The organism is Shewanella sp. 30m-14, assembly GCF_052977125.1.
The window spans coordinates 1-24090 of sequence record NZ_JBRILW010000032.1; the positions used below are offsets into that span (position 1 = coordinate 1).

Sequence of the window (24090 nt, forward strand, 5' to 3'; positions counted from 1 at the left end):
AGAACCTAGAACCTAGAACCTAGAACCTAGAACCTAGAACCTAGAACCTAGAACCTAGAACCTAGAACCTAGAACCTGTTAGTGCTTAAGCCTAGAACCTAATTATAGTGAACTGGCTTTTCGCCTATCACTACAGGGACCTCGTAGGATTTCCCCTCTCGAATAACGGTCATCATCACTTGTTTACCCGGTGTGGTTTCAGCAATTCTATCCATCAGCATCTCTACGCCGGGAATAGACTCGCCTTCATATTTGGTTATCACATCGCGAGGCTGTAATTTAGCTTTTGCAGCAGGACCATTAGGGTCAATTTCGGTAATCACGACACCCGTTAGATCGGGGATATTTAATATTTGCGCCATAACCGGACCGACGGCTTCACCACTAATGCCAAGTGCGCCACGTATAACGCGGCCATTTTTAATCAGCTTACCCATAATGCTGTGGGCTAGTTTAATTGGGATGGCAAAGTTAATACCGTGTCCACCACCTTCGCCACCAATCTGGAAGGCTGCGGTGTTAATACCAATAAGTTGGCCAGCGGTATCAATGAGTGCACCACCTGAGTTGCCGGCATTAATGGCTGCATCGGTTTGCAAGAAGTCTAAATATCCAGAGCTCAAACCGTTACGACCCGTTGCGCTGATGATCCCTTGGGTAATGGTTTGTCCTAGGTTGTATGGGTTACCAATAGCCAGTACGACATCACCAACACGAGCCGGGATATCTAGGCTCACAGGTACAACAGGAAGGTTATCACCTTCAACTTTAAGTACCGCTAAATCGGTTTCAGGATCGGAACCAACCACTTCAGAGGTGAATTTTCTGCCATCTTGCAAAGCCACAACGATTTCATCGGCTCTTTTGATGACGTGGTAGTTCGTTAATATGTAGCCTTCAGAGCTCATGATCACGCCAGAACCTAATCCTTGAAGGGATCCAGGATTTAACGGCTTAGATTGATCGATGCTCAGACTATAAATATTGACGACAGCAGGTGCTGCTCTGCGCACCGCCTTAGAGAAAGACAGTTCGTTGCTACTTGTGGAGACTCGGCTGGTAATGCCGTTGGTTAAGCTCTGGCCGGTAATCAGTGGTAAAACAAAAATAATAACTGCAGCCATGATAAGGCCAAAAATAATGGCTTTACCGACATATATAAGAGCGTCTTTGATGATCATGTCTGAGAGTAAATGCTGAAAAGATGAATTATATTAACATGTTTGTACTAGCTTGTACTTAGTACCCAATGATAATGCGTTTTAAATGCTAAAAAGATAGCCGAGCATTACGCTCGGCTGTTTGTTACAGACATAGTGATGACTATCTAAGGATCAAATAAAGACTTGTGTTATCGCGCTTAATTTTTAACGCGACAGACCCTTTTTGATCTTCGAGTGCCGATTTAAGCCCCTTTAGATTTTTCACTTTAGTACGGTTGACGCCAACAATCACATCGCCCTTTATTAAGCCACTTGCAGCTGCGGGTGAGCCCTGAGCGACATCGGTAATTTCAACACCAGAGGAGTTGCTTGTTTCAAGTTTAGCCCCTTGTAGCATTGGGTGTACGGCTCCAGCTGCTGCCTCAGCAGATTGAGTTGATTCACCAAGAATCGCAGTAACGGTTTCTTCGTCTCCGTCACGAATAAGGCCAAACTCAACTTTTGAACCCGCGCCCATAGTCGCCACTTTCGCTCGTAACTCCTGGAAGCTTTTAATGCTGCGCCCGTTAACGCTAACGATAATGTCGCCGACTTTTATACCGGCTTTATCGGCAGCACTGTCAGGCATAACTTCATTAATAAAGCCGCCATGCTGAGTTTCAATACCAAAACCTTTCGCTAGCTCACTGGTTAAATCTTGGCCCATAACACCGAGAACGCCGCGGCGTACTTCACCGTGTTCAATAATTTGTTCGACTAAGTTGTTCACCATGTTGGCGGGAATGGCAAAGCCTATTCCCACGTTGCCGCCGCCGGGAGCGACGATAGCGGTATTAATACCGATAAGATCACCGTTAAGGTTAACTAAGGCGCCACCTGAGTTACCACTATTGATTGCAGCATCGGTTTGAATAAAGTTTTCTAGCATTTCGATACCGAGGCCGCTTCGACCCATGGCACTGACAATGCCTGAGGTGACGGTTTGCCCAAGGCCAAATGGATTACCAATGGCTACGGCAAAATCGCCAACCTGCAGCTCGTCTGAATCAGCACGCTTTAACGCTGTAAGGTTTTTAGCTTTGATCTGCAGCAGGGCAATGTCAGATTCGGCATCGGCGCCAATCAGTTTTGCTTCTATTTCACGGCCATCGTGCAGGCCTATAAGGATCTCATCTGCACCTTCAATTACATGGTTGTTGGTAACGATATAGCCTTCGTCTGCGTCAATGATTACCCCTGATCCCAAGCCTTTAAATGGGCGCTCCTGCACTTGCTCGCGTGGCGCATTAGGGCCAAAGAAATAGCGAAAAGCATCAGGTACTTTTTGCTTAGAAACATGGGTGCCGGACACTGCCACAGCAACAACTGCAGGTGTTGTTTTTTGTAGCATTGGGGCTAAGCTAGGCAACTCTTGCCCATTAACGGCCAAGGGAATAGCGGCTTGGGAAACCACTGGGGCCAATGTCAGTGCTGCGCCTAATATCGCTGCTGAAAGTAAGGATAATTTTGTCTTCATTTAAATATTACTCCAATTTTTCAAAACTAAATTGAATGGCTCTTCAATATAAGTGCTGCGCTAGACACTGATACGTAAAGAGCTTTTCATTCATATTGTTTCGGACTCAAGTGAGTATCAAAAAGTTCATCAATTATTAATAAAGGTTAATTTATCCCCACAATCTCAGGCAAGGGTAGGCTGTGGTTCTTCAAGCAGCTCTGCTTGATTATCGATATCTTTTCCTTTGTCAGCAGACAGTAGCTTTAATTCTGGTAGTTGTTTGTCTGTGGCCGGAGAGGTAAACAGCTTAGCTGATGCATTCCACTGCTGGTTAACTCGGTTTAGTTGTGCGCTCAGCTCTGCAAGCTGTTTATAGTGGTCATCGAAATGATCTGATACTTCTTGTTTATATTGGCTTAGTTCAAGCTGTGTTTGCTCTAACTGTTCATTATTGTTTTTATGTCGATTATTTTTGGCTAATAAAGTATGGCCTAGATAGCCGAATACGCCACCAATCACAAACGCGGCAAGGGTTAATGCCCACTCCATATAGACTCCTAAATATACTGATATGATGTTGATGCTGCCAAATATACATCGCAGCTTTCTAGCGTGGTACTGTTTACTGAAGAATCCACTAAAAATAAATCGTCATACGGATCAATGTTTAGCAGAGTAGAGCTGATTTGTATCAATCTCCTATAAATATTGGGCGATTTACGTGTATAGGGCAGATATGCATTGCGGCTTTGTTGCGTGCTAGTATATTACGCATAAAAAGACGTCAAACGGCTCACATTGAGTTGATTTGTGTGTAACCCCTACAATATAGAGAATGATTTACGTGTCGCAATTAACCCCCTGGCAGCATTATCAACAAGACTTAACCCGAGATGACTTTTCACATGACGCTGCACAAGAACAAGCCGTAAAACAGTTACAACGGGTCTATGATGATCTGCTTGCTTTAAATTCTCACCCACTAAAGAGTGGCGGTCTGTTTTCATTTTTTAGTAAAAAACACAAGCCTGCAGTTCAAGGCTTATATTTGTGGGGCGGAGTAGGGCGCGGAAAAACCTATCTTATGGATACGTTTTTTGATGCTTTGCCGGGCGATAAAAAGTTACGGGCACACTTTCATCGCTTTATGCACCAATTACATATTGATCTTGCCGAGCTACAGGGTCAAAGAGACCCGCTGATTATCATCGCTAAAAAGATGGCGGCACAATACCAAGTGATTTGCTTCGATGAGTTTTTTGTCTCAGACATCACAGATGCCATGTTGCTCGGCACCTTATGTGAATCACTATTTGCAGAAGGGGTAGCATTGGTTGCGACCTCTAACATTATACCTGATGAGCTGTATCGTAATGGATTGCAGCGCGCGCGTTTCCTACCCGCTATTGCGGCTATTAATAAGCACTGCGATATATTAAATGTCGATTCTGGTGTTGATTACCGTTTAAGAACGTTAGAGCAAGCTGAAATATTCCATTCACCGCTTGATGCGAAAGCTGAGCAGAATTTGCATGAGTACTTTGAAAAGTTAGCGCCAGAGTCAGAGGTCTCGACCCAAGGATTAGAAATTGACGGCAGAGTGATCGATATACGTCAGCAAGCTCAGGGTGTCTTGCTTATCGACTTTAGAGCGTTATGTGATGGCCCAAGAAGTCAACGCGACTATATGGAAGTCGCCAGACTTTACCACACGGTATTACTCAGTAATGTTGAGCAGATGGGTGAGCATTTGACTGGAGATGATATTGCTCGTCGCTTCTTAGCCATGGTGGATGAGTTTTATGAGCGTAATGTTAAGTTGATCATCTCATCGGCGGTATCACTGGAAGACATTTATACAGAAGGTTTACTTAGCTTTGAATTTAGGCGTTGTCGGTCAAGGCTAACAGAGATGCAATCCCATGATTATCTTGCTTTAGAGCATATCCCCTAAAGGTAAATCAGCTAAATAGCGTAAACTCTTTAAAAATAACCGAGTAGAGACAGACAATGTGGCACGTTTTTGGACCGAGTGCCCTTGATATGCGGATAGCGGCAAACAGTAGGTTAACGTTTTTTGAAATAGAGCAAGCGTTGGCCAACAATGATTTAAAACTGATAAGAATTAAACTAAAAAAACAGGTGATTTTTAACTCAGCTTTGTCTATAATCCGCAACCTGCCCTCGTTATCCACCATTTAGGTGGAAGTTGTAAAGCCTAATTCTTTGCTCGAAGGGGCGGGGAATGGCATTTTTTGTGTTTTTGCCAATAATGGCATAAGCATGTGAGACAGAATTTTAACATTGGGTTTTTGTAAATGAAGACTACTTTTACTGCTACACCAGAAACAGTCACTCGTGATTGGTTCGTCGTTGACGCCGAAGGTAAAACTTTGGGTCGTATCTCTACTGAAATCGCTTCTCGCCTACGTGGTAAGCACAAGCCAGAGTATACGCCTCATGTAGATACTGGTGACTACATCATCGTTATTAACGCTGATAAAGTTGCTGTGACTGGTAACAAAGCTAAAGGCAAAGTTTACTATTCACACTCAGGTTTCATCGGTGGCATTAAGCAGATCACTTTTGAGAAGCTACAAGCTCATAAGCCTGAAATGATTATCGAAAAGGCTGTTAAGGGTATGCTACCTAAAGGTCCATTGGGCCGTGCCATGTTCCGTAAGCTTAAAGTTTACGCTGGTACAGAGCATAACCACGCTGCACAACAACCTCAAGTACTTGATATCTAAACGGGATTATAGCAATGGCTGCAACTCAATACTACGGCACTGGCCGTCGCAAAACATCTACTGCTCGCGTATTCGCTAAAGCAGGTACTGGTAACATTATCGTTAACAAGCTACCTCTAGACGAATACTTCGGTCGTGAAACTTCTCGTATGGTTGTTCGTCAGCCTCTAGAGCTAGTTGAAATGACTGAGAAGTTAGACATCATGGTAACTGTAAAGGGTGGTGGTAACACTGGCCAAGCAGGTGCAATCCGTCACGGTATTACCCGTGCGTTGATGGAACTTGACGAGTCTCTACGTCCTTCTCTACGTGCTGCTGGTTTCGTTACCCGTGATGCTCGTAAAGTTGAGCGTAAGAAAGTTGGTCTACGTAAAGCACGTCGTAAGCCACAGTTCTCTAAGCGTTAATTTTCGCTTTCAGAATTCAAAAAGCCCAGCTATATGCTGGGCTTTTTATTGCCTAACATTTACCATCATCGCTGATGGTGTCTCTTTATTTTGCTATAACAGTTAGCTTGAAAAGCGTTAAGTGCTAGCTTGTCACGAGTGCTTTAGGGCTTATACCAATCCGTATAATAATGTCAGCTACTTAAGAGTGTTTGTTGGCGAACGAATTCAAGGCCAATGGCGGGTAGAATGCTTGCTTCCTCCCACTGAATGAACAGATACTTAGTGCAATTGGTATGAGTAGCTAAAACACATTCTAAATGGCGAGTTTTACTGCTTACGATGTTGTGTTAACAGGCTTAAAGGTCTCTTCACTTGTTGCGAATAGCATGGTCTTGTATGTTCTCTACATACATAAGAGATTTCCTCCCTATCTGGATGGTCAGGCGCTGCGAATGCCATAAATGCACGACTATATGGATATAGGGAGTAGAGTAACGCAGGAGCTATTACCGAGACGCAACTAATAACACAGCCTCTGCAGCGTTAAATTCTCGCAGAGCGAGTAGATCTTGATACAGAATAGGTATTCGTTTGATAGCTTGGCTCCGAAGTGCTTTTGATTAGTTTAAGTACTTTATTGCGGTTTTATCCGCTAGATTGTTCACCCTAAGGAACACATTGTTATGTCTTTTGAGTTAATCATGATGTCATTGGGTTTTGTGTTAATTATTGAAGGAATTGGGCCACTTTTGTTTCCAAATCGTTGGCGGGCCTACTTAAAAGAAATTTCCAATCAAAATCAGCAACTTTTGCGAAGGTTAGGTGGTTCTTTAGTCACTGTTGGTGTGGTGTTATTGATTATTTTTTCATAAATTACTTGCCTACCGCCCCTATAGATCTGCTAAAATCCCGTTTTAACCACTACCGTGCAGCAAATAATGGGCAAAAACGTTGTAGTTCTCGGCACCCAATGGGGTGACGAAGGAAAGGGTAAGATAGTCGATCTTCTTACCGAACAGGCTAAATATGTCGTTCGTTACCAAGGTGGCCACAATGCGGGTCACACTTTAGTAATTGATGGCGATAAAACCGTTCTTCATCTTATTCCATCAGGGATCTTACGCGATAATGTTAAGTGCATTATTGGTAACGGCGTGGTGCTAGCACCTGACGCTCTGATGACAGAAATTAACATGCTTAAAGAGCGTGGCGTACCTGTAGAGGAACGTTTATTAATTTCTGAAGCATGTCCTCTGATCTTACCATTCCATTGTGCTCTTGATATTGCTCGCGAAAAAGCGCGCGGCAATAATGCAATTGGCACAACGGGTCGTGGTATCGGTCCAGCATACGAAGATAAAGTTTCTCGTCGTGGTTTACGCGTAGGCGATCTGTTTGATGCAGAATTGTTTGCAACTAAGCTAAAAGAAGTGATGGCTTACCATAACTTCATGCTGACTGAATATTACAAGTGCGACGCAGTTGATTACGAAGAGACATTGAAAGATGCTCTCGCGATTGCTGATTACTTGAAGAGCATGTGCACTGACGTATCTGAGCTACTTGATCAGGCACGTAAAGCTGGCGAACCAATTCTATTTGAAGGTGCTCAAGGCACGTTACTAGATATTGACCATGGTACTTATCCTTTCGTAACCTCTTCTAATACTACTGCCGGTGGTGTTGCAACAGGTTCTGGATTTGGTCCTCGTCATCTAGATTACGTTCTGGGTATCATGAAGGCTTACACCACACGTGTTGGTGCTGGTCCTTTCCCTACAGAATTGAAAAACGAAATCGGCGACTACTTAGGTACTAAGGGTCACGAGTTTGGCGCAACTACTGGTCGCAAACGTCGTCCAGGTTGGTTAGACATCGTTGCGATGAAGCGCGCAGTTCAAATCAACAGCGTAAGCGGTTTCTGCTTAACTAAACTAGACGTTCTAGACGGACTAGAAGAAGTTAAGATTTGTGTTGGCTACCAGTATCCAGATGGAACTGTTGCTACGACAACACCGCTAGCGGCTGAAGGTTATGAGCTGGTTACTCCAGTTCTAGAAACTATGCCTGGTTGGAGCGAATCAACTTTTGGTGCGACTTCTGTAGAGCAACTGCCACAAGCAGCATTGAACTACATTAAGCGTCTAGAAGAGTTGTTAGAAACGCCAATCGATATTATCTCAACGGGTCCGGATAGAAACGAGACCATGATTCTAGTGAATCCGTTTAGTTAATAACAAGAGGCCGCAAATTAGCGGCCTTTTTATTGACTCCTCTAAAGCGGTACTCAAGAAATACGTTATACTGCCGATGACATTAAATAGAGTATATTCGAGTAATCCTTTAATATTGGTCACTTGATAACACGTTATTAGATTAACCCTATTGTCATTGAGAATCCTTATGCTGCGTTATGCATTGATTATAATTTTGTCTATATTATCTCTACCAAGTTTTGCGACTCCTAAGGCGGTTGATGTTTATACTCAGGAGCAGCTGGTTGAGTTAATTCGGAGCAAACGTTATTTAACGCAAGTTAAAGGTGATGACTGCCAGATAGTGCAGGATATTGAAGCAAGGGCTGAGGTGCTAAAGCAGCCTTTGTATCAGTATCTTTGGGCGGAAATGCTCAACTATGGGATCTGCGTAAAGGCCAACCCGCCGCGTGGGATCGCTATGTTAAAAACCTCTGCTGAGCAGGGGAGTGCTGAAGCCATGGTTAGAATGGCTGAGTATTATCACGATGGTAAATTTGTCATCGAAGATAAACAACGCGCTGTGCAATATACATTGCCAGCTGCCGCGACAGGTGATCTGCCTGCTCGCATGATGTTGGTTCGGTTATTTGGTGAGGGCTATGGTAGTCCTCGTGATTACGAAGTGGGTTTTCATTGGCTTTACAATGAAGTGTTTAGCGATGAAACCACGCAAGCCGAAGCAATTAATTTGTTAAAGGTGTTAGAGGCAAAGATGCCGCCCAGCGCAGTTGCTAGGGCAAAGAAAGAGCACCTTAGAACGCCACAATAAGCATGCCCCAGTAGAGGTCATGTCAATAATTTGGAAAATGAATGATACAAGATCCGCATATTAAGCGTGAGCAAGAGAAGTACGAAAACCCTATCCCAAGCCGCGAGTATATTTTGGAATACTTGCGCTCGCAAACGTCCCCGTTAACCCGTGAACACATTGCCACAGCCTTAAAAATTGAAGGTGAAGAACAGCTAGAAGCTATTCGTCGTCGCCTAAGAGCGATGGAGCGTGATGGTGAGCTTGTTTTTACCCGCGGCAAAGCATATGGCTTACCTGAACGAATGGACTTGCTAACCGGTACCGTTATTGGCCACCGTGACGGCTTTGGCTTCTTGAAGCTAGAAGAAGGCGGTGACGACCTTTATATTAATAACCGTGACATGCTGATGTATTTCCACGGTGATCGAGTTCTTGCACAAAAAGCGGGTGTCGACCGTAAAGGTCGCCGTGAAGCGCGTATTGTACGTTTAGTGGAAGAGCGCAGCGCTGCTTTAGTTGGCCGTTTCCACTTGGACGCTGGCATGGGCTTTGTGATTGCCGATGACCGCCGCATTACGCAAGAGATTCTAGTCCCTGAAGAAGATCGTTTAGGCGCGCGTCAAGGCGATATCGTGGTACTTGAGCTTACACGCAGACCTGGTCGTTATGTCAAAGCAGCAGGTAAAGTGACTGAAGTGCTAGGCAAAGAGATGGCGCCGGGGATGGAGATTGAGATTGCACTACGCAATTACGACCTACCTCACACCTGGTCTAGCTTGATTGAGAAAAAACTACGTAAAATACCTGATGAAGTGACCGAGGCTGACAAAGAGGGCCGCGTCGACCTGCGTCATTTACCGCTAGTTACGATTGATGGCGAAGATGCACGTGACTTTGATGATGCTGTTTACGCTGAGAAGAAAAAGTCTGGTGGCTGGCGTTTATGGGTGGCTATTGCAGATGTGAGCCATTATGTTCGCACTGAATCGGCACTCGATAAAGAAGCTCGCGCTCGTGGTAACTCGGTGTATTTCCCATCGCAAGTTATCCCTATGTTGCCAGAGAAGATCTCTAATGGTCTGTGTTCTTTGATGCCAGAAGTCGACCGTCTTTGTATGGTTGCAGAGATGACCATCTCGGCGGTAGGTAAGCTATCAGGTTACAAGTTTTATCCAGCAGTGATGCATTCACATGCGCGTTTAACCTACACCCAGGTTGCCGATATGCTTGAAGGTGGAGAGGTGAGCGATAAGCTCAAGCCGATATTCCCGCACCTACAGACATTACAGTCGCTATACCTGACATTAGAACAAACTCGCGCAGAGCGTGGTGCCATTGCATTTGAAACCACAGAAACGCAATTTATTTTTAATGAGCAACGTAAGATCGACAAGATCGTACCGCGTAACCGTAACCAAGCGCATAAGATCATTGAAGAATGTATGATTTTAGCCAACGTTGCGTCAGCTAAGTTTGTTAAAAAGCACAAAGGTGAAGTGTTATACCGTGTGCATGAGGCACCTTCAGAGCAAAAGCTAACGAACTTTAAGGACTTCCTTAAAGAGCGTGGCTTAACAATGGCTGGTGGCCTAGAGCCTGAGCCGAAAGACTACCAAGCGGTGATGGAGCAAATTGCAGACAGACCCGATGCCGAGCTTATTCAGGTGATGTTGCTGCGCTCTATGCGCCAAGCGACTTACACCCCGGATAATGAAGGGCATTTCGGTTTGGCATTAGAGGAGTATTCACACTTCACTTCACCAATTCGTCGTTATCCTGACTTGATACTGCACCGAGTGATCCGTTATCTACTTGCTAAGCAAGAAGGTAATTTAACTGATCAGTGGACTGCTGATGGTGGTTATCATTATAAGATTGAAGAGCTTGATAAGCTTGGTGAAGAGTGTTCAACCACAGAGCGTCGTGCCGATGAGGCCACTCGTGATGTCAATGACTGGCTTAAATGCGAGTTTATGCAAGACCATGTCGGTGACACATTTGAAGCGGTTATTGCTTCTGTAACGCATTTTGGCATGTTCGTACGTCTTAATGACCTGTTTATTGACGGCTTAGTGCATATCTCAAGTCTAGGCAGTGATTATTACCAATACGATAATATGCGCCAACGTTTAGTGGGCGAAGCCTCTGGTCAGGTTTATCAAATTGGCGATATGGTAACGGTTAAAGTTGCCGGGGTTAATCTTGATGACCGTCAAATTGACTTGATGATGGAAGGTGACTCAGCAGGTGGTAAACGTCGTAGACCAACTAAGCCATTAACGGCCCGTGAGCGAGTTAATCGCGAAGGTGCAAAGCTTGGCTCTAAGCGTGAGTCTTCAAGTGGCAAAGGCGCGGACGGTGGTTCAGACTCTGAATCTAAGTCTGGTGCGAAACGCAAGCCGAGCCGCTCAGGCGCTAAGTCTAGCAGCGGTAAATATAAGAGCGGCAGCAGCGCTGCTAACAAGACAAAGACAAAAGCTTCGGCAAAAAAATCTTCAGCAAATAAAGCTAAGTCAGCCAAGCGTAAAGCGAGTAAGAAATAGATGAAAAAGCAAGATATGACCTTTGGACTACACGCAGTTGAAGCGGTACTTAAAAACAGCCCTGAGCGTGTAATTGAAATGTGGGTGCTTCAAGGTCGTGATGACGCGAGACTGACTCCTATTCTTGAAATGGCTGCAGAGTGGGGCGTGTCAGTACAGTACGCTTCTCGCAAAGCATTAGACGAGAAGTCTGACGGTGGCCAACATCAAGGCGTTGTTGCCAAGGTTAAGCCGGCAAAAATTCTGAGTGACAATGATTTGTCAGCGATGCTAGAAAAAACTGAAGTACCATTTTTGTTGATTCTAGATGGTGTTACCGATCCGCATAACTTAGGCGCATGTCTACGTAATGCTGATGCTGCAGGTGTACATGGCGTTATTGTGCCAAAAGACAACTCAGTGGGCTTAACGCCAGTTGTCAGTAAAGTGGCTTGTGGCGCAGCAGAAGTGGTGCCGTTATATCAAGTGACTAACCTTGCGCGCACTATGCGTAGCCTGCAAGAGAAAGGCATTTGGATCATCGGCGCAGCCGGTGAAGCGGACTGTGAGCTTTACCAAGCAAGTCTGACAGGCCCTCTAGCAATCGCTATGGGCGCCGAAGGCAAAGGTCTTCGTCGTTTATCACGTGAAAGCTGTGATACCTTGGTATCGATCCCTATGGCGGGTAGCGTGTCGAGCTTAAACGTTTCAGTGGCGACAGGTGTTTGCTTATTTGAAGCGGTACGCCAGCGTCTTGCGTAATGCTTGGGCGTGATGAACTTTGAGTTTCAGGTTTGAACTTGAGTTTTGAAGTTAGCATCAGTTTAAAAATGCCGATGAGAGTAAACTCTTATCGGCATTTTTGTATCTACAGATTGATAGTGAACGGAGCGGGTAGATACGGATTGATATCGAGTTCACTCAGCTCATCAATTAATAGTAATGTAAACTGATGTGAGTTTAGAAACGTTATAACCGAGTGCTGCAAGCCTCTATTGGAAGGTATAGAGTAGATTAAACACGGTGATCGTATCAGTTTGCTTTGACCCTTCAGGCACCACTTGAGTATATTTTACATTAACGCCGATTTTAAATGCCCAGTCTTGAAATAGGGTATTCTTGTAGCCTAAATCTAGGGTGAGAGTATTATTGTCTTCACCTGTCTCTGCGATTAGATCGGCATTTAAACTGGTGTATTCTTGTAGTTTCATCTCAAATTTGGCCGCTGTACGCAAAATGATGTCTTTCGAGGCTTCTGGATTAGGGGCGTCATCAGTTGCTATCGGTAAATTATAACGATAACCAGGACCGATTTCTAAACTTAGTTTAGTTTTAGACGTGCTAATCGTGTCGAAACCATAACCACCCGAAACCGTTGCTATACGGGTGTAACTACCAAATTGATCCCAGGTGAAGTCACCACGTCCAAAAAAGTAACCACCATTAACTTTATAGTTAGACTGCAACTGAAGATCATATTTCTCTGCGGTTGTTTTCTCGTCGTCTGCAGCAAAGTAAGCTTTAACTGTTCCCTCTTGCCGAGTTTGCTTAGTATCGTAAACCAATTTGGTTCTGCCGTTAAAGCTACTGGATTCGGTGTTACCGGTATTGAGCTGGAAGCCCGCTTCAATTTCCGCCGTCAGATCGCTAGGAGGCTCTTGGTAGTCTGGTGGCACGAGGGCGAAGGCCGCCTGCGAGAACATTAGCGCAATTACAACAATGAGAGTTTTTAGCATTATTCTTATTCTTGGTGTGTTTCTAATTGGAGATCATTACTTTGTCGTAGCGACATAATACCTACAATCAGCCTGCACGCAAACTAGATTGCTTACACTTTTCATCCGACAACACAAGCTGAGATAGCCCGGTAACAGCTAAGAGTTAGCCGCTACTTATGCGCTTTGTTGGTGTATTTAATCATTGGGTGTAAATAGCTAACGCCTAGGCTAAGTTATTACTTGAATTCTGGCTTGAGTTTATGTACTATTCCGCGGCTTAATTCAGTCACTTTAATTAGTTCCTTGCCTCTATTAGGTCTGACTGAGCCAACAACGAGGCTAGATAACCGTAAGGAGCAAAAAATGCGTCATTATGAAATCGTATTTTTAGTTCACCCTGATCAGAGTGAACAAGTGCCAGGTATGATCGAACGTTACACGGGTATTCTTACCCAAGCTGGCGGTCAAATCCACCGTTTAGAAGATTGGGGCCGTCGTCAATTGGCTTACCCAATCATCGAATTGCATAAAGCTCACTATGTTCTTTTGAACGTAGAGACTACTGCAGAAGCGGTTGAAGAACTTGAAACAGCTTTCCGTTTCAACGACGCTGTTTTGCGTAGCATGGTTATGCGTACTAAAGCTGCCATCACTGAAGCATCTCCAATGGCTAAAGCTAAAGACGAGCGCGACACACGTCGTTCATCTGAAGAGCGTGCACCTCGTGCAGAAGCTACTGAAGAAGTAGAAGAAAGCGCTGAAAACACTGCTGAGTAAGTTTTTTTGACCACGAACAATTTGGTATTAGCAGGAACCATTACGCGTTCCAGGCAGTTTGATAGTCCAGCAGGCATTGCCCACACGGTAGTGATGTTAGAACACAAATCGCAGCGTTATGAAGCAGAAATGCTCCGCAACGTTTATTGCCAAATCCAAGTTGTATTAAGTGGAGAACGCTTTAATAGCGTTTCAAAAAACCTAACAGCCGGCGTTGAAATACAAGTAGAAGGCTTCATTAATCTGCAACAGAGCAGAAATGGTCAAAATCGCTTGGTTTTACACGCTGAAAATGTCGAATTGAAAACTTAGGAGACTGTCACATGGCACGTTATTTCCGTCGTCGCAAGTTCTGCCGTTTCACTGCAGAAGGCGTTACCGAGATCGATTACAAAGATATCGTTACTTTGAAGAACTATATCACTGAAAGTGGTAAAATTGTTCCTAGTCGTATCACTGGTACAAATGCTAAATATCAACGTCAACTAGCTCGCGCTATCAAGCGTGCTCGTTATCTTTCTCTACTGCCGTACACTGATTTACATCAGTAATACTGCATTAATTTAGAGGAATATAAAATGAACGTTATTTTACTTGATAAAATCGCTAACCTAGGCAACTTGGGTGACCAAGTTTCAGTAAAAGCGGGTTACGCACGTAACTTCCTTTTACCACAAGGTAAAGCTGTTGTTGCTAACGCTGCTAACACTGAAGTTTTTGAAGCACGTCGTGCTGATCTAGAAGCTAAGTTAGCTGCTGACCTAGCTGCTGCTACTCAACGCGCTGAGAAAATCTCTGCACTTGAGTCTGTTGTTATCGCTTCTAAAGCTGGTGACGAAGGCAAGCTATTCGGTTCTATTGGCAACCGTGATATCGCTGATGCAGTTACAGCTGCTGGTGTTGAACTAGCTAAGAGCGAAGTTCGTCTTCCACTAGGTGCTATCCGCACTACTGGTGAATTCGAAGTTGAAGTTCAAGTTCACACTGAAGTTAAAGCAATCGTTAAACTTTCTGTAGTTGCAGAAGCTTAATAATTTGCGCTAAGCAAATGCTTTAATTGAAACACCGCACTAATTTATTAGTGCGGTGTTTTTTTATGTCTGGAAAATGGCATAGCAGGAAAGCAGGAAAGCAGGAAAGCAGGAAAGCAGGAAAGCAGGAAAGCAGGAAAGCAGGAAAGCAGAAGGTAGAACATGAGTCGCAGTGCAAATAAAAAAGGCATATCAGCGTAGCTCATATGCCTTTTAAGTGTGCAATGGCACCGGATTAGTTGTTCACTAAATCTAACTCTTCAATCAGGTTTTGTGCGTTATCGACCTCATCCATCATCCATAGGATATAACGAATATCGACATGTACTGCGCGAGTGATGGTTGGGTTAAAGAACCAGTCTTTAGTAATCGCTTCATAAGTTGAGTCAAAGTTCAGGCCGACTAGCTCGCCTTTACCGTTAAATACCGGTGAGCCAGAATTACCACCAGTGGTGTCAACACTCGATAAGAAGTTAACGGGCACAGAACCAAAACTCTCAGGCTTATCTAAGCAGGAGAATAGGCGGCATAACCAAGACGCGGGATCTTGATATACAGTTTCGACTGCATGTGTGCCGTAACGCTTTGCTTCAATAGCTTCTAATAGCTTAGTTGGCGCATTAAATGGCTCTTCACCTGTATGCTTGGCAACAATACCCTCTAAGCGTGTAAATGGCTGCTTATAAAGCGCATCGGTTGATTGGTAACCATCAACCATACCGTATGTGATACGTAGCGTACCGTTGGCGTCAGGGTATACTGGCCAGCCATTAGCTTTGTTATAAGCAATAATAGCCTTCATGTAGTCAGGGCGAGCTTTTGATAGTTTACCTGCCAATGTTTTAGCATCTTTCTCGGCCTGCATGTTTTGAGCGTACAGGGCGACTGCGAGACGAATAAACGGGTCGGCACTGGTTTCAAACTCTGTTGCGTCGGCATCCATCCAGGCAATACGCTTATCTTTATCGGTTAGCGAGCTCAGCGCATAGAGTGCATCAAGTTTTTCACTTAGGCTGACATCGCTATCGCCTTCATTCAGCATGGTATCGAGCTGAGCGACACGGTTGTCTTGAGCTAAATAAGCCTCTAAGTCTTGCATCCAAAGTGTCTTATCAACACTTACCGCAAAGCTTGAGTCTAAGCGCTTAAGGCGAGCCTTAAACATCTTCATGTCGCGCTCTTGATAACCTTCTTCACGCTCGGCATCGCTTTTTTGCTTTTCTTTAGCTAAACGATATAGTTTATTTGCCGTCGACAACAGTGTGCTGCTTTGGGCGTTTTCAAAGTAATAACGGCCTTGGCGCAGCAAGCGCTGCTCAACTAACAAGGTTTCGAGCTCATCAAACTGAGCTTGGAATGATTGATACTCGGGATCTTTTGCAAGCCACGCACTGAAATCATCTTCACGGCCTTGCTTAATACCTGCAATGTCAGTCGCTTTAAAGCCATCTAACAAACCGTTGTACTTCTTCATGCGGTTTGCCATGCCTGCAAGCGTGCCTGCATATTTGATTTTAACGTCTTTATCATTAGCGCTCATGGCTTCGATAGTATCGATACGCAGCTGATAGCGAGTCGCAAGCGTTGGATATAGCCAGTCACTAGCGAACTTAAGTTCGCTAGTTAAACGGTAGCGGCTGGTTGAGCCTGGGTAGCCGGCAACAAATACACCGTCACCCGCTTTAACGCCGTCAGCATTAACCTTTAAATAGCTTTTTGGCACATAAGGTACGTTGTCTTCAGCAAAGGCTGCTGGCTTACCATCTTTTCCTACGTATGCACGTAAAAAGGTAAAATCAGCTGAGTGGCGAGGATACTCGTAGTTGTCGATATCACCGCCAAATGCCCCAGCGCTTTCTGGTGGTGCGTATACTAGGCGTACGTCACGAATAATAAGCTGTTTAATGAGGTAGTATTCTAAACCGTTGTGGAAACTTCGCACTGAGCAGCGATAATTATCATTGCTTTCACACTCTTTAATTAACGCTTTGCGATTAGCTTGGATGTTTTCATAGCGCTTAAGTGGGTCTTCACCAATATCTTTTTTTACTCGCGCTGATACATCGGTAACCGCTTCAGTGATATAAAGGCGCTCATTTGGGCCAGCAGTTGGTTCTTTGTCTTTACTGGTCGCTAAAAAGCCATCAGCAAGGTAGTTATGCTCTTTTTTGCTGTTATATTGAATAGCTCTGTAGGCGCAATGATGGTTTGTCACAACTAAGCCTTGGGGCGAAACAAAACTGGCGGTACAATAGCCCAGTCCGACTACCGCGTTCATTGGGTAGCTAGTTAAGTCCGCTAACTGTTTAGCTGGAATATCGATGCCACGTTCGCTGAGCTTATCGGCGATAGACGGCATTTGATAGGGTTGCCATTGTCCTTCATCGGCCAATGCTACGGCTGATGGCAGCATCCCTGACGATAGAGCGATGGCGGCAATCAATGCATTGCGCATGTGCTTTCCTTAATATTGTTATAGTGTTTTTTTAGTTGCAGGTCGTTAGATGTTAAATGCCTGCTTTGCCTGACCCCAGTTTTATACCACATTTTGCTTAAACGTTGGAATTTTGGAGATTTAATGTCACAACAACGCACCTTTAAGGGCAAAGAGAAGCCAAGAGATCTTCAGATGGACGCGCTGAAGATGCCACCGCATTCAATTGAAGCTGAGCAATCGGTTCTCGGTGGGTTGATGTTGGACTCTGATGCTTGGGACCGAGTGGCTGAAGCTGTTGTAAAGGAAGATTTCTATTCTCGTGCTCATGGTACGATTTTTACTGCGATGGAATCGTTAGTCAGCGCGGGTCAACCCATCGATTTGATCACGGTATCTGAGCAGCTAGAACTTGAAGACCAACTCGAAGATGTAGGTGGTTTTGCCTATATAGGTGAAATTGCGAAGAATACCCCAAGTGCGGGTAACATTCTTTCTTACGCCAGCATTGTGCGTGAGCGTGCTGTTGTTCGCGATATGATCAAAGTTGCTAACGAGATTGCAGATGCGGGGTTTAACCCTGAAGGGCGTAACTCGAGCGAGCTGCTCGATTTAGCTGAAACCAAAGTATTTAAAATTGCTGAGCAGCGCGCCAATGCCAATGAAGGTCCTGAAGGCATTAAAGCTATTCTTGAGAAGACCGTTGATAAAATCGAAGAGCTCTACAATAACCCAAGTAATGGTGTAACCGGTGTTTCGAGTGGCTTTGGCGACTTAGATAAAATGACGGCTGGCTTTCAGTCAGGCGATTTGATTATTGTCGCCGCGCGTCCATCAATGGGTAAAACCACTTTCGCGATGAACTTGTGTGAGCAAGCTGCACTGCACGAAGACAAACCCGTGCTTATTTTCAGCTTGGAGATGCCTTCAGAACAGATCATGATGCGTATGTTGGCGTCACTGGGCCGCGTTGACCAAACTAAAATCCGTACTGGTCAGCTAGATGATGACGATTGGGCGCGCGTGTCTTCAACGATGGGGATCATGCTTGAGCAAGGTAAAATGTACATCGATGATGGCTCAGGTTTAACCCCGACCGACGTTCGAAGTCGTGCTAGACGAATCGCACGTGAATATGGCGGCTTGTCGATGATCATGATCGATTACCTGCAGTTGATGCAGGTTCCGGCGCTTAAAGATAACCGTACGTTAGAGATTTCAGAGATTTCTCGCTCACTTAAAGCTTTGGCAAAAGAGCTAGAAATTCCAGTGGTTGCATTGTCACAGCTTAACCGTTCATTGGAGCAACGTGCCGATAAACGCCCAGTTAACTCGGATTTGCGTGAATCGGGCGCGATTGAGCAGGATGCGGATTTGATCATGTTTATTTATCGAGATGAAGTGTATAACAATGACTCTGAAGATAAAGGCACTGCTGAGATCATTATTGGTAAGCAACGTAACGGCCCCATTGGGCGTGTGCGTTTAACCTTCCAAGGTCAATTCTCACGTTTTGATAATTACGCCGGTCCGCAATTCGAAGAAGATTAATTATCGTCAATAAAGGTCTTTTACGACCATGATTGCCTACAATAGAGCCTCAATGAGGCTCTTATGTTTAGATTAGATAGAACAAGGTTACTTTTGAAACCATTCCCACGAGCAGAAATTAGCCGCCACGCATTAAAGAATAATCTGGCCCGGCTACATACACTTGCCCCGTCAAGTAAAGTGATGGCAGTTGTTAAGGCTAATGGCTATGGCCATGGCTTACTTAACGTGGCTCAATGTTTAGATAATGCCGATGGTTTTGGATTGGCGCGTCTTGAAGAAGCCCTAGCGCTTCGTGCTGGCGGTGTTAAAGCTAAGCTTTTATTATTGGAAGGCTTTTTTCGCGCAACCGATTTAGCCACCTTAGTTGAGCATGATATTGAGACGGTGGTTCATCACGAATCACAAATCGAAATGCTTGAACAGGCAACATTAAGCAAACCTGTCACAGTGTGGATGAAAGTCGACTCTGGTATGCATCGCTTAGGTTTTGTACCTGACGAGTTCCATCAGGTTTATCAGCGTTTATTAGCCTGTGACAACATCGCTAAGCCAATTAACTTGATGACCCACTTTGCTTGCGCTGATGAGCCTGATAATCCTTACACCGCAGCACAATTAGCCACTTTTGATGCACTAACCAAAGACTTACCTGGCGATCGCACCCTAGCTAACTCTGCAGGGGCATTGTTTTGGCAACAAAGCCAGGCCAATTGGATCCGCCCTGGAATTGCACTGTATGGTGTGTCACCGGTTGTGGGCGACCTGGGTACCAAGCATGGGCTTATTCCTGCGATGGAGTTGGTGTCACAGCTGATAGCCATACGTGAGCATAAAGCCGGGCAGCCAGTTGGCTATGGCAGTTATTGGACTGCTGATAAAGATACTAAGCTAGGCGTGGTTGCTATCGGTTATGGAGATGGCTATCCACGAAACGCGCCTGTCGGTACGCCAGTATTAATTAATGGCCGATTAGCGCCTATTGTTGGTCGTGTTTCGATGGATATGTTGACGGTGGATCTTGGCGCTGATGCTAAAGATTGTGTCGGTGATAACGCAGTGCTTTGGGGGAAAGACCTTCCAGTAGAGGAGGTGGCAGAGCATATAGGGACTATCGCCTACGAGCTTGTAACAAAATTGACTCCAAGAGTCGCAGTTTGCCTAGACTGAGCAAATAATCAACTTATGTGATGCTGCAATTTGAGGCTGGATGCCCGTTGCAGTAGAAGATGTCTTAAATTGAAAACGAATCAACTCTGTACAATTGCAGCTCTAGGCTTTATGTCGCCTTGGGCCATCGCAGCCTCTACAGCAGAACAAAGCAGTGCACGCCAATCCGGTGAAGAAACAGTAATTATTGAAGCTGTTACACCAAAGGCAAAACGCCAACAGCAGAATAAGCCTGGCTCATCACAGCAAGAGAGCCCTCAAACAATAGCTGATTATAATGCTGAGTTTGCTGCCGTGCCTTTCGTGTTTTCGAGTGAAAGCTTAAGTACCGCTTTTGGTGGTGCAGGAGTCCTCAAACACGCTGGGCAGATCCAGTCTTCGATATTGGGCATTGGTGTATATAGCACTAACAACAGCTGGGTCAGCTACCTGCGTTTTAATGACTTTCAGCTCCCCTCTGTTGACCAATGGTTATTCTCGTTAGAAACGTATCAGGCTCGCTTTAAAGAGGGCGTCTATTACGTGCCAGAGCAAGCCGCGCCTTATGGCGATACTGAGCGGGTAATCACGCTTGGTGATGAGGCATTCACTAAATTTCATGCTAGATATATATTGCCTATTGGTCGAGGTAGTCAAGGTGCTGTGCGCAGTCTAGGTCGTGCCAGAGGTGAAACGAGTTGGAACCCGTTGGAATCCGGTGTCACCAGTATTAAGTTCAGCCCTTTTACCCATAGCCGTGAACTCGAAGGCTATGAATTTTTGCCTGATGAAGCCAAGGGGCTGGCAGTTGAGCTTGATTGGGATAACCGTGATAACGGGAAAAACAGCACCCAGGGGGGGCAAACCAGCTTTAAGGTGACCCGTGACTTTGGTAGTGGCTCGCGCAATAGCTGGACCACCTGGGAGTTAGATCAAAGCGCGTTTGTTTCAATCGACTCTAATGAATGGTTTGGACAACAAATTTTAGCGTTTAACTTTTATTTAGCCGATACCCCGACTTGGACTTCAGAACTGCAAGGTGATTATCATCGTCCACCAAGTTTTGCCGGTATTAGTTTAGGCGGCTTTGAGCGTCTGCGTGGTTACACGAGTAAGCGTTATACAGGCCGTTCAGCTGTGCTTTACAGCGCCGAATATCGCGTCCAACCTAGATGGCAGCCGCTGCAAGAATGGCCTGTATTTAACTTATATGATGTGCCTTGGTGGCAGTGGGTGGCATTTGCCGAAGCGGGGCAGGTGAGTGATGACTTTAGCGCCAGTGCACTGCATGATGACTTAAAGTGGTCTGCAGGCTTTGGTGCTCGGTTTGAAGTTGAAAGTATAGTGGTGCGTGCTGAGCTTGCTTTTAGCGCTGAATCGAATCAATTCTGGATCATGGTCAACCAGCCTTTTTAAGCGAGCCGCAAGGTTTGTTGGCTGTATATGCAAAACATGCAAAAAAGGCACCTTGAGGTGCCTTTGACTTTTGCAGGGATGGAGCTTATTGAGGTGCTAGGGACTAATTAGCACCTCAGTTTTTTGCATAAGAATTTACACGATAAAGCTATAAGCTAAATCCATGATGCTCCATGACTTTCTGTGGGCTATGACAGGTTGCACAAGCTTCTTTAGCATCCTTAGCATTACCCGCATCATTCACATCAACAATGTGGTCAGCATCTTTATTGGCACCGAAGTAACCACCATTGCTTCTAATATGTGACATGGCAGCATCAGACAGGTATTTCTGGTGACAGCTCATACATGCAGCGGCATCAGAAGAGGCGTACCAAGTCTCAACCGTTTCATCGGCTGCTGGGCTTTGAGTGCTAGGAACTGTGTGGGCTTGACCGGCATTACGGCCTAATTCAAAGCCATAAGCTAGACCACCCCAACCCTCAACAGCTGAGTGACAAGTCGTACAATCTGTCTTAAGGATTGTGCCACTTCCACCGTGACCATTATCATGGCCTTCAGCTTTGTGCGCCTTGTACATGAAGTTGGTTGATTTCAGTAGTGCGACGCCATTGCTAGCTTCGCCATTCCCTTTGAGGCTTTTATCATTGGTATGACAAGCAATACAGTTCACGCCATTTGAATCATGGTAGAACTCTTTGCTGTGACAGCCAAAGCACGTCGCAGTGTCTACGATAGATCGTCTATCTGCGACAACCGCATCAGGATCGCTTAATACCGCTCGGTAAGCATCGGTTTGTACATAAGCTGGGTAGGCGTTATCTGCACTGCAATCTGTGCGGGTCTCACTACCTTCTTCGAAGCATACTTTTAGGACCGGTAGAACCTCTAAAGAGCGAGAAGCAATATCGCTTGGGAAGTTCATGGTTACTGCAACACTGACTGTGTTGTCGGTATTCCAAGTGGCTTTAGTATCATCTTTTAAGTCGATACGGCGCTCGCTGTATGGAGATTGATTGTAATCTGGATAGTCTTTCTCTACATCCCAGCTTACAACCATATAAGGCTTGCTATAACCTTGCTTGTAGACTTCATCTTCAGTGACGAGTGCACCAGCTGTATCCATTATTTTTACGTCAAATTCAATCAAGTTTGCAGGGCTAATGCTGACATTACTGACTTCAACACTGTAGTTTTCAGCCGCCTCATAAGGTTTCTTATGATCGGTATGTACAGTGGCGCTGTGGCAGTCTGTACAGACAAGCTCTGGGTTTTTATCTGATTTATGTTGTGCAGGTGAGTCGGTGTGGCAGCCCGTACACGCGTTGGCGTTGGCGTTGGCTAACCATAAGTCTTTATCTGCAAGCGTGTCATCTTCCACGTGACAAGTCGCACAGTCCATAAAGGGCTTAGTTGGGAATGCAGGGTAGTCAAAGGCGTGATCGCCACCGTAACCTGCAATGGTGTAAGGCATAGGGATGACATTGCCTTCAGCGTCTTTGCCTTCACGATTTGGTCCCATATGGATAGCGTGCACCATATGGCCAAGCTCAACAGACACATCATTTGGGTCTGACACTATGCCGTTATGACATGACTGACAGTTTTCCATATCTAAACGGCGTCCACCATGAGCTTTTAAACTGTCTGGCTGATGGCAGGTATAACACGTTTCTAGTGTGACCAGTTCACGAGTCTCAACACCCTCAGTACTATTTGTGGCTGGCAGCCAGTCATAGTGGGTATTTTCTGCTAATTCATGGCCTGAGTCATACTCAAACTGCATTTCAATCGCTATACGTTGAGTCAAAGCGGGGTCGAATACTACGCCTGCTGGATCGGTTACGGTTGTGAGGTTGGTATTGAAAGTGTAGCTATAGGTACCATCTTTATGGTCGACTAAGCACTCAGCGCAATCCTTTAATTTTTCGAAGCCTTGTTCAAAGGTGGTGCCAGCATCATTTGTGGTCTCATTTAACAGTGAGATCCACTGTTTAAGATCAGAGCCATCATTGGTTTTAAGCTGGGCAAGAGAGAAGCGGAAATCATGAAATTGATTATCAGCACTGAGGCCGTAAAGGCCAACACCTTGTTGGTTTTCAAGTTCAAAATCGACGCTAATAATACCGTCGGAATAATTTGCGTTATTGATTGTGGCGATGGCATCTGCAGCCATGTCGATATGCAGCCCTGACGTGCCCGGCTCTCCGCCGCCACCAGGTGCCCCATCTTCACCATTCTTACCGTCTTCACCATCTGAACAGCCAGAGATTAGCAATGCAGAGCTAATCAATAGAGCTAACGATGCTTTTCTTTTCGTTATCATCATCATACGTTCCTTAAAGGTAACCACTCTTGGTTGCTAAAATGTTATTGCTATGGGTGGTAATTTGATATGAAGTTGATCACTTAGTTAGCTTGGGTGGTGTTGGTCTTTAAATCTGCTTGATGGTTTTGAGTTGGGTTTTACTACTACCTTGTTGTTTGGTTTTTGGTGTTTGATTTTGCTCTTGGGTTGTTAATTGGTTGTTTACTCTGAATGTTGAAATGTGAAAGTGTAAAATTCACATATTGCAAATCTAGAATTTGAGGCTTACACGGGGTGTGAAATTTTAAACTTAGGTCACAAAATTGAGTATTAACTAATATTGGTGTCGCGAATATGGATGGAGTGTATACCTAA

The 24090-nt window shown here is 45.0% G+C and carries 21 protein-coding genes; 15 read left to right on the forward strand and 6 right to left on the reverse strand.

What is annotated here, in order from left to right; translation table 11 throughout:
- Positions 1–98: 98 nt before the first annotated feature.
- The 3 genes from degS to ACVBIU_RS18250 all read right to left on the reverse strand — a co-directional run bounded on the left by degS (position 99) and on the right by ACVBIU_RS18250 (position 3210).
- Positions 99–1181, reverse strand: a complete 1083-nt coding sequence (gene degS, locus ACVBIU_RS18240; RefSeq protein ID WP_447159621.1) for an outer membrane-stress sensor serine endopeptidase DegS — start codon at positions 1179–1181, stop codon at positions 99–101.
- Between the two features lie 142 nt (positions 1182–1323).
- The gene (locus ACVBIU_RS18245) at positions 1324–2679 is read right to left on the reverse strand and encodes a DegQ family serine endoprotease (RefSeq protein WP_447159620.1); all 1356 of its coding nucleotides are present in this window, start codon (positions 2677–2679) and stop codon (positions 1324–1326) included.
- A 165-nt stretch (positions 2680–2844) separates the two neighbouring features.
- The gene (locus ACVBIU_RS18250) at positions 2845–3210 is read right to left on the reverse strand and encodes a ZapG family protein (protein ID WP_442529498.1); all 366 of its coding nucleotides are present in this window, start codon (positions 3208–3210) and stop codon (positions 2845–2847) included.
- Positions 3211–3505: 295 nt separating this feature from the next.
- Between ACVBIU_RS18250 and zapE the strand changes: the two genes are divergently transcribed.
- The 8 genes from zapE (at position 3506) to rlmB (ending at position 12093) form a co-directional block, all read left to right on the forward strand.
- Entirely contained in the window at positions 3506–4615 is a 1110-nt protein-coding gene (gene zapE, locus ACVBIU_RS18255; RefSeq protein ID WP_447164505.1) for a cell division protein ZapE, read from the forward strand.
- A gap of 364 nt (positions 4616–4979) precedes the next feature.
- Positions 4980–5411 carry a 50S ribosomal protein L13 gene (rplM, locus tag ACVBIU_RS18260; RefSeq protein ID WP_012278742.1) on the forward strand — a complete coding sequence of 144 codons (432 nt, stop codon included), beginning with the start codon at positions 4980–4982 and terminating at the stop codon, positions 5409–5411.
- A gap of 14 nt (positions 5412–5425) precedes the next feature.
- Complete coding sequence (gene rpsI / locus ACVBIU_RS18265; protein WP_249000655.1) at positions 5426–5818, forward strand: 30S ribosomal protein S9; 393 nt, start codon at positions 5426–5428, stop codon at positions 5816–5818.
- 665 nt (positions 5819–6483) lie between these two features.
- Entirely contained in the window at positions 6484–6672 is a 189-nt protein-coding gene (locus ACVBIU_RS18270) for a DUF2065 domain-containing protein (protein WP_447159618.1), read from the forward strand.
- A gap of 66 nt (positions 6673–6738) precedes the next feature.
- Positions 6739–8034: an adenylosuccinate synthase gene (locus ACVBIU_RS18275; protein WP_447159617.1), complete on the forward strand. Its 1296-nt coding sequence runs from the start codon at positions 6739–6741 to the stop codon at positions 8032–8034.
- Between the two features lie 169 nt (positions 8035–8203).
- A complete protein-coding gene (locus ACVBIU_RS18280; RefSeq protein ID WP_447164504.1) occupies positions 8204–8827 on the forward strand; it encodes a tetratricopeptide repeat protein in 624 nt (207 codons plus the stop codon).
- Positions 8828–8868: 41 nt separating this feature from the next.
- Entirely contained in the window at positions 8869–11352 is a 2484-nt protein-coding gene (gene rnr, locus ACVBIU_RS18285; RefSeq protein ID WP_447159615.1) for a ribonuclease R, read from the forward strand.
- Positions 11353–12093 (forward strand): 23S rRNA (guanosine(2251)-2'-O)-methyltransferase RlmB, encoded by a 741-nt coding sequence (rlmB, locus tag ACVBIU_RS18290; RefSeq protein WP_447159614.1) that lies wholly within the window; start codon positions 11353–11355, stop codon positions 12091–12093.
- 230 nt (positions 12094–12323) lie between these two features.
- On the opposite strand, the gene ACVBIU_RS18295 is transcribed toward rlmB, so the two are convergent.
- A complete protein-coding gene (locus ACVBIU_RS18295; RefSeq protein ID WP_447159613.1) occupies positions 12324–13067 on the reverse strand; it encodes a DUF481 domain-containing protein in 744 nt (247 codons plus the stop codon).
- Between the two features lie 345 nt (positions 13068–13412).
- Between ACVBIU_RS18295 and rpsF the strand changes: the two genes are divergently transcribed.
- From rpsF to rplI, 4 genes are read left to right on the forward strand one after another with little or no spacing between them, the layout of a single operon-like run.
- Positions 13413–13826 (forward strand): 30S ribosomal protein S6, encoded by a 414-nt coding sequence (gene rpsF, locus ACVBIU_RS18300; RefSeq protein WP_447159612.1) that lies wholly within the window; start codon positions 13413–13415, stop codon positions 13824–13826.
- Positions 13827–13832: 6 nt separating this feature from the next.
- On the forward strand, positions 13833–14138 hold the full coding sequence (gene priB / locus ACVBIU_RS18305; protein WP_447159611.1) for a primosomal replication protein N: 306 nt from the start codon (positions 13833–13835) through the stop codon (positions 14136–14138).
- A gap of 11 nt (positions 14139–14149) precedes the next feature.
- Complete coding sequence (gene rpsR, locus ACVBIU_RS18310) at positions 14150–14377, forward strand: 30S ribosomal protein S18 (protein ID WP_005497284.1); 228 nt, start codon at positions 14150–14152, stop codon at positions 14375–14377.
- 27 nt (positions 14378–14404) lie between these two features.
- A complete protein-coding gene (rplI, locus tag ACVBIU_RS18315; protein WP_012278732.1) occupies positions 14405–14857 on the forward strand; it encodes a 50S ribosomal protein L9 in 453 nt (150 codons plus the stop codon).
- A 235-nt stretch (positions 14858–15092) separates the two neighbouring features.
- On the opposite strand, the gene ACVBIU_RS18320 is transcribed toward rplI, so the two are convergent.
- Positions 15093–17312: a S46 family peptidase gene (locus ACVBIU_RS18320; protein ID WP_447164503.1), complete on the reverse strand. Its 2220-nt coding sequence runs from the start codon at positions 17310–17312 to the stop codon at positions 15093–15095.
- Between the two features lie 123 nt (positions 17313–17435).
- Here ACVBIU_RS18320 and dnaB point away from each other — a divergent pair, with 123 nt between their 5' ends.
- The 3 genes from dnaB to ACVBIU_RS18335 all read left to right on the forward strand — a co-directional run bounded on the left by dnaB (position 17436) and on the right by ACVBIU_RS18335 (position 21407).
- On the forward strand, positions 17436–18842 hold the full coding sequence (gene dnaB / locus ACVBIU_RS18325; protein ID WP_447159609.1) for a replicative DNA helicase: 1407 nt from the start codon (positions 17436–17438) through the stop codon (positions 18840–18842).
- A gap of 93 nt (positions 18843–18935) precedes the next feature.
- A complete protein-coding gene (gene alr, locus ACVBIU_RS18330; protein ID WP_447164502.1) occupies positions 18936–20012 on the forward strand; it encodes an alanine racemase in 1077 nt (358 codons plus the stop codon).
- A gap of 69 nt (positions 20013–20081) precedes the next feature.
- On the forward strand, positions 20082–21407 hold the full coding sequence (locus ACVBIU_RS18335) for a hypothetical protein (RefSeq protein WP_447164501.1): 1326 nt from the start codon (positions 20082–20084) through the stop codon (positions 21405–21407).
- A 148-nt stretch (positions 21408–21555) separates the two neighbouring features.
- Here the strand turns inward: ACVBIU_RS18335 and ACVBIU_RS18340 are convergent, their stop codons facing one another.
- Positions 21556–23736, reverse strand: coding sequence for an OmcA/MtrC family decaheme c-type cytochrome (locus ACVBIU_RS18340; RefSeq protein WP_447164500.1), 2181 nt, complete (start codon positions 23734–23736; stop codon positions 21556–21558).
- Between the last annotated feature and the right edge of the window lie 354 nt (positions 23737–24090).